The organism is Pseudomonas sp. QLc11A, assembly GCF_052112305.1.
Classification (GTDB): domain Bacteria; phylum Pseudomonadota; class Gammaproteobacteria; order Pseudomonadales; family Pseudomonadaceae; genus Aquipseudomonas; species Aquipseudomonas laurylsulfatiphila.
Genome location: NZ_JAVAJJ010000069.1, coordinates 1 through 310, shown reverse-complemented (window position 1 = coordinate 310; position 310 = coordinate 1). Strand labels below are relative to the sequence as shown.

Here is a 310-nt window from a genome sequence, read left to right as displayed (position 1 = left end):
GTCAACGACACCACCACCGTGACCCTGACCGCGACGCCGAGCGTGGATGAAAACGGCACCATTACCTACACCGCGACCCTGACCGATGCCCAGGGCAAACCGGTCACCGCGCAGAACGGTCCAGTGACCGTGACCCTGGACAGCGGCAAGGTCATCACCATCGCCGAAGGCCAGAGCTCCGGTAGCCTGCCGGTCAGCGTCGGCAACGACGTTTACACCGGTCCGACCATCGTGACTGAATCCATCAAGGACGCGGTGGGTGGCAACCTGGAATTGGTGTCGCCAAACACAACGCCAGTGACCACCACGG

General features: G+C 62.9%; 1 protein-coding gene. It reads left to right on the top strand.

What is annotated here, in order from left to right; genetic code table 11:
• The coding region (locus Q8X48_RS29925) for an immunoglobulin-like domain-containing protein (protein WP_407802822.1) at positions 1 to 310 on the top strand (310 nt) is incomplete at both ends.